This window comes from Collinsella sp. AM20-15AC, assembly GCF_003471405.1.
Taxonomy (GTDB): domain Bacteria; phylum Actinomycetota; class Coriobacteriia; order Coriobacteriales; family Coriobacteriaceae; genus Collinsella.
This window is the reverse complement of record NZ_QRJA01000029.1, coordinates 22,150-28,454: the sequence shown is the minus strand read 5'-3', so window position 1 is coordinate 28,454 and position 6,305 is coordinate 22,150. Positions and strand designations below refer to the sequence as shown.

Sequence of the window (6,305 nt, the reverse complement as noted above, 5' to 3'; positions counted from 1 at the left end):
TCGCGGTGACATCGTTTTTATGTCAACCTTGGTCTAACAGAGCCTTTTCTATTCCTCGCCAATCCGCCCTGGACAGTTAGTTCAGATACGTATTTTTTAAAGCTCCAAAGGTCCGTTCGGAGCCTTCTGAGCTCCCCGGCGGATGCCATGCCGCCCGAAGCTCATCGTTTTCGAGTACAACCGCCGCATATATTATCTTCAAATCGCCCTCGAAGGCCCTTAGAAACACCTCGAACGCCCGCCGCCTTATACGTATCTGAACTAACTGTCCAGTAGCCATCGTCAACCTTCTCGGCAGAGCTCAATTTCCTGCAATCCCCTCAACCGATTCCACCGATTTCCTAACACCCGGCCGTTCATGGCGCCCAGCACCCCGCTGAGCGAAAAGAACGGTATGGCGGTCGCATTCTGCCGCCAACTTAGTACGTTATAGCTATGACGACCGTGATTTCACATTTCTCCGCCCTCCGCGCAATTCGTCGCGCACGACGGGCGTACTCTGCCCTACCCTGGAGCTCCATTGATAGTGAACAGCAAGCACAGGCCTTGGCTAGCTGCATTCCCAATAATGACGCGATAGACTTTGGCGCACTTTCGATACTCGACGCCTGGAATGAAGATGATTCCGAGCTGCTCGATCTTCTCGTTTCAAACGAAGGCAACCGACGCCCCGACAAGCGACTTCTTCAGCATATTCTCTCCGCTCCGCTTCCTGAAGGTGCAATTATGCACGTCGAGGCCGACATCTACGCAACGTCTCCTGCCATGACAGCCATGCTTTGTTCTAAAAATGAATCAGTCGCCAAAACCTTGATGCTTCTCATGGAACTGGTCGGAACTTACTCCCTTCCTCCCGGGGCAACATACCCCATTGCCCATGACGACATCTGGCCCAAGGGCGATGGCTACGAAGCGACGGGCGATCTTGATTGCCTGGGCAACCAGTCAGCGGCCGAACAACAGAACGAAACCCGCTATGAACAGGCGCACTACAAATGCGATCCCGCCACGACCATCGAAGAGCTCGAGGCGGTCGCACGGTTCGCCAAAAGTAGCTCATACGCCTCGTTTCGCACGGCAGTCAAACTCGCCCGGGCTGGATCCGCATCCCCAGCCGAACCCCTAATGTTTGCCGTTCTCGGAGCGCCCATGCGCTTTGGCGGATTCGGATGTTGCAGCCTGCCCATGGGAGGCCTGCTACTCAACCATCGAATCGACTTCGATACTCTTGCGGTCAACATGTCCTCGGGCATCCTCTATGCCATCTGCGACCTATATTGCCCGGCAGCCGGAGTCGACAACGAATACAACGGAATTGGGCATGAGCTTCAAAACGCTCGCATCCACGATGGCAATCGAAATAATGGCCTCAAGGCCATGGGCATCCACGTCCTGGTTATCAATCGCGACCAAATGAAAGACCTTGTTGCACTCGAAGCCTTCGCCCAAACGATGCATCGACTCACAGGAGTCCGATTCCGGTACCGTATCAAGGGCTATCGCAAGCGTCAGGCCGCTTGGCTCAACGCTCTGCGGGCCGGAACCGGCCTCGCGCCGGTCTAAACGGCGAATCACCCGTGCGCCGTCGAGCAGGGCTGGGCAGTTAGTTCAAATACGTATAAATGGACGCATTAAATTAGACTGTTTTGCAGCTATCTCTATACCATTCGCCCTATTTGAAGGCAGGGTAGACTTCAAAACAACGCCATATGGACTAACTAAAGCTCCAAAACAACGTATCGGCATTGAATTGAGTAATTCGAGTCCTCAGAACTTATACGTATCTGAACTAACTGTCCACCTCGGATTTCGACGTCCGTCCAAACGCCCCCAAACGCCCTCAATTACCCTCCATTTGACAGCGGCAACAGGGTCGCTCACCATAGCAGGCGACAAATCAACGAAAGGATGAACATGGCAGCTGCACAGCCGCTTAAGATTCGCATGGTTGCCGGGCTTGGCAACCCGGGCGAGGAATATGCCGAAACCCGCCACAACGCCGGCTTTAAGGCGATCGATGAGCTGGCCCGTCAGGCCGGTGTCACGTACTGGAAAAACCAGGCCGGCGCCGAGGTCGCGCTCATCAACATCAACGATCCCGAGGAAGAGGGCGGCAAGCGCCAGATTGTACTGGTCAAGCCTCAGTCGTACATGAACACCTCGGGCGGACCCATCTCCAAGCTCTGCCGCGAGTACAAGATCAAGGCCGAGGAGCTGCTCGTCATCCACGACGAGCTCGACATTCCCGCCGGTGACGTGCGCGTCAAGGTGGGCGGAGGCCATGCCGGTCACAACGGCCTGCGCTCCATCATCGACAAGATGGGCAGCCGCGACTTTAGCCGTATCCGCACCGGCATCGGCAACCCTCCCGGCAAGATGGCCGTGGCCGACTACGTGCTCAAGCAGCTGCGTGCCCGCGAGGCCGAGGATTTCCAGGACACCTGCGCCCGCGCGGCCGACGCCGCGGGCCTCGCCATCGTGCACGGCGTGATCTATGCCCGCGACCACGTCAACGGCGCCGCTTCCTCCAACGGCAAGCACTAAAACCTACCATTTAGGGATGTTTATTTTGGCAGGTTTTATCTACAGAAACGCCCCGGTGGCCGCATCGCAATAAACCCCGCGCTGCCATACACGCATAACACCCCAAAGGGGGCCGGCCTCATCACAACCCGAGGCCGGCCCCCTTTGCCGTTTTGCCTGATAAAACCGACCAAAATAAACCTATCCCTATTTGGTAGGTCGAAGTGGATAAACCCTTTCCCAACCGCCGAAGATACACGTAAACGGCATGTCCATGAGGGTATAATTTGCACCGTATGTCTGCACAACGCCTGTGCGCGTACGGTTTTATTCGGGCTACCGTCCATTTCCGTGGAGGCACGGTTCGGCAGCCCTAACAAGAGAGGGGTTCTATGTATAAGATCCTGGAGAAGACGCAGTTCTCGGAGAAGGTGTTCAAGTTCCGCATCGAGGCGCCTGCAATCGCCAAGCATGCGCACGCTGGACAGTTCCTCATGGTTCGCGCCAACGAGACGGGCGAGCGCGTCCCGTTTACCCTGGCCGGCTGGAACGGTGACGAGGGCTGGGTCGAGTTCATCTTCATGGTGATCGGCAAGACCACCGAGATGCTGTCCACCTACGAGGCCGGCGAGTCGCTGCGCGACGTCGTGGGCCCGCTGGGCGTTCCCACCGAGATGGCCGAGGGCCCCTGCGCCGTCATTGGCGGCGGCGTCGGCCTGGCAATTGCCTTCCCGGTCGCCAAGCACCTGGTCGAGACCGGTCACGAGGTGCACGCCATCATGGGCGCCCGCACCAAGGACCTCCTGCTCATGGAGGACCAGTTCCGCGAGCTCCTCGACGAGGACCACATCCACATCACCACCGACGACGGCTCCTACGGCGAGCAGGGCGTTGTCACCGCTCCGCTGGAGCGCCTGCTGCAGGACAAGGCCGTGAGCCAGGTCTTCTGCGTCGGCCCCGTTCCGATGATGAAGTTCTCGACCCTCACCGCCCAGAAGTACGACACCCCCATCACCGCGTCGCTCAACCCCATCATGGTTGACGGCACCGGCATGTGCGGCTGCTGCCGCGTCGAGGTGGGCGGCGTGACCAAGTTCGCTTGCGTCGACGGCCCCGACTTCGATGCCACCCTGGTCGACTGGGATGACCTTCGTGCCCGCCAGGCCGCTTACCGTTCCGAAGAGGGCGAGTCCCTCAAGGCCTATGAGGAAAAGAGCTGCGCATGCCACTAGTTAACGGTCGTTTCGTTGCCGATATGAAGTCGCCCCGCACCCCCGATAACGAGGAGCCGGCTGCCGAGCGCGCCTGCGACTTCCGCCCCGTCGACAAGGGCTTCACCGAAGAGATGGCGCTGGCCGAGGCCGAGCGCTGCCTCAACTGCAAGAAGCCGTTCTGTGTTGAGGGCTGCCCCGTCAACATCAACATCCCCCGCTTTATCGAGCAGATCCGCGCGAAGGACTTCGGCGGCGCTCTCGATACCATCCGCGAGGACTCCATGCTTCCCGCCATCTGCGGCCGTGTCTGCCCGCAGGAGAACCAGTGCGAGGGCAAGTGCATCCGTGGCAAGAAGTCCGAGCCCGTGGCCATCGGCCAGCTCGAGCGCTTCCTGGGTGACCGCCCCGAGCTCGCCTCCACGCCCAAGATGGCCCCCAAGAACGGCAAGAAGGTCGCTGTCGTCGGCTCCGGCCCGTCCGGCATCACCTGCGCCGGCGAGCTCGCCCGTAACGGCTTTGACGTTACCGTCTTTGAGGCCTTCTTCACCGGCGGCGGCGTGCTGGTCTACGGCATCCCCGAGTTCCGTCTGCCCAAGGCGGTCGTCAAACGCGAGATTGACGGCCTGGAGGACATGGGCGTCAAGTTTGAGTACAACTCCGTCGTGGGCAACATGGCCACGGCCGAGGAGCTGTTCGAGCAGGGCTTCGACGCCATCTACGTGGCGACCGGCGCTGGCCTGCCCAAGTTCCTCAACGTCCCCGGCGAGAACCTGCCCAACGTCTTCTTCGCGAACGAGTACCTCACCCGCGTGAACCTGATGAAGGCCAACAAGTTCCCCGAGTACGACACCCCCACCAAGCACGGCAAGAACGTCGTCGTCTTTGGCGGCGGCAACGTGGCCATGGACGCCGTCCGTACCGCCAAGCGCCTGGGCGCCGAGCACGCCATCATCGCCTACCGTCGTACCGAGGACGAGATGCCCTGCCGTCGCGCCGAGCTGCACCATGCTAAGGCCGAGGGCGTCGAGGTTCTGCCGCTCGTCTCCCCGCTCGAGTTTGTCGCTGGCGAGGACGGCTCCGTGTGCGCCGTCAAGGTCCAGAAGATGGAGCTCGGCGAGCCTGACGAGTCCGGCCGTCGTCGCCCGGTGCCCATCGAGGGCGCCATCGAGGAGATCCCCTGCGACGTCGCGATCTCGGCTATCGGCACCAACGCCAACCCCTTCGCAAAGAAGATCGGCGGCAAGATGGAGCTCAACAAGTGGGGCTACATCGTCGCTGACGAGGAGACCGGCCAGACCACCGATCCCCGCATCTGGGCCGGCGGCGACATCGTCACCGGTGCCGCTACGGTCATTCTGGCGATGGGCGCCGGCAAGAAGGCCGCCGCTTCCATCACCAAGAGCCTGCTGGGCGAGTAATCACCTACAGCGCTCGCCATCAAACGGCAAAGTCCCCGTCGAGCACACGCCCGGCGGGGACTTTTTCTATGCCGACCGCCCCAACCACCACAAAGGGGACAGGCACCTTTGTGGTGGTTGGGGACTTGCCTGGTCGTTTTATCTCAATCTGTAACAGTTAGGCCCTGTTGAGCCTTGTAGTTGTTACAGATCGAGATATTGTGCCGGCCGCCCACGCTGCATCTCAATCTGTAACAGTTAGAGACCAAATATGCCGCCTGGTGTTACAGATCAAGACGTTGGGCTGACGGCCGAACGGTTCATCTAAATCTGTAACAGTTAGAGCCATTTTCGCTGGCTTGGTGTTACAGATCGAGATTTGCAAAAGCCGAGGATAGGCACTGCCGCCAAGGCCTTCCCCTCCGCCTAAAACAAAAACCACCACAAAGGTGCCTGCCCTTTGTGGTGGTTTTGGTCGGTTAGCCTTCGAGCTGGGCGACTTTGTAGCGGTAGGCTGCGGCGATGACGTCCTTGCAACCCTCGCGGCCCAGCTTGGCGCGGTTGACGACGATGTCCTTGCCGCTCGTCATCTTCCACTTTCCGGCACTGTAGCGCTTATAGAACGCCTCGCGCGCCTTCTGCTGCTGCTTGACCAGCTTGGCGCCCTTCTTTTTGTTAAGGCCGCGCTTCTTGCGCACGATCTCGACGCGGTCCTCAAAGGGTGCGGTCACCAACACGGCAATGTGGTTGGGATTGTTGCGCAGCAGGTAATCGGACAGGCGGCCTTCGATAATGCAGCTCTCGGTCTCGCCCAGATCCAAAATCACCTGGCTCATCTTTTGGAACAACTTGTCCGAGTACGAGCGGGCGTCGTAGCGGTCGGGCAGAAACGCCATGTTCTCCACGGCCAGGCGCTCGTCGTAGGCAGCCATCTTGTCGAGCGACTCGCCCGCACGCAGCGACGCACGTACCAGCAGCTCGTTGTCATACAGCGGAATCCCCAACTCGTCGGCAAGCATGCGACCAATCTCGTGGCCCTCGGCGCCAAAGTCGCGCGCGATGGTAATGACCACAGGACTCTTCTTGTTCTCCAGATCGCTCATCGCGATTCCTTTCTAACAAATGAGAAAAAGGCTGTCTATCGCCTTTTCCCACGATAGCGTACCAGGGA

Annotated in this window: 6 protein-coding genes; 4 read left to right on the top strand and 2 right to left on the bottom strand. The window is 59.5% G+C overall.

Annotation, left to right across the window (positions count from 1 at the left end; genetic code table 11):
• Positions 1-76: 76 nt before the first annotated feature.
• Positions 77-280, bottom strand: coding sequence for a hypothetical protein (locus DW233_RS08820; RefSeq protein ID WP_117655732.1), 204 nt, complete (start codon positions 278-280; stop codon positions 77-79).
• 266 nt (positions 281-546) lie between these two features.
• Here DW233_RS08820 and DW233_RS08815 point away from each other — a divergent pair, with 266 nt between their 5' ends.
• From DW233_RS08815 to gltA, 4 genes are all read left to right on the top strand, one after another.
• Entirely contained in the window at positions 547-1,563 is a 1,017-nt protein-coding gene (locus tag DW233_RS08815) for an endonuclease domain-containing protein (RefSeq protein WP_233547977.1), read from the top strand.
• A gap of 351 nt (positions 1,564-1,914) precedes the next feature.
• Positions 1,915-2,544, top strand: coding sequence for an aminoacyl-tRNA hydrolase (pth, locus tag DW233_RS08810; protein WP_199574625.1), 630 nt, complete (start codon positions 1,915-1,917; stop codon positions 2,542-2,544).
• A gap of 371 nt (positions 2,545-2,915) precedes the next feature.
• Positions 2,916-3,755, top strand: coding sequence for a sulfide/dihydroorotate dehydrogenase-like FAD/NAD-binding protein (locus DW233_RS08805; RefSeq protein ID WP_006235793.1), 840 nt, complete (start codon positions 2,916-2,918; stop codon positions 3,753-3,755).
• On the top strand, positions 3,746-5,155 hold the full coding sequence (gene gltA, locus DW233_RS08800) for an NADPH-dependent glutamate synthase (protein ID WP_022094914.1): 1,410 nt from the start codon (positions 3,746-3,748) through the stop codon (positions 5,153-5,155). The genes DW233_RS08805 and gltA overlap by 10 nt, the downstream gene beginning before the upstream one ends.
• 458 nt (positions 5,156-5,613) lie before the next feature.
• On the opposite strand, the gene DW233_RS08795 is transcribed toward gltA, so the two are convergent.
• A complete protein-coding gene (locus tag DW233_RS08795) occupies positions 5,614-6,237 on the bottom strand; it encodes an AAA family ATPase (protein ID WP_117564047.1) in 624 nt (207 codons plus the stop codon).
• Positions 6,238-6,305: the final 68 nt, after the last annotated feature.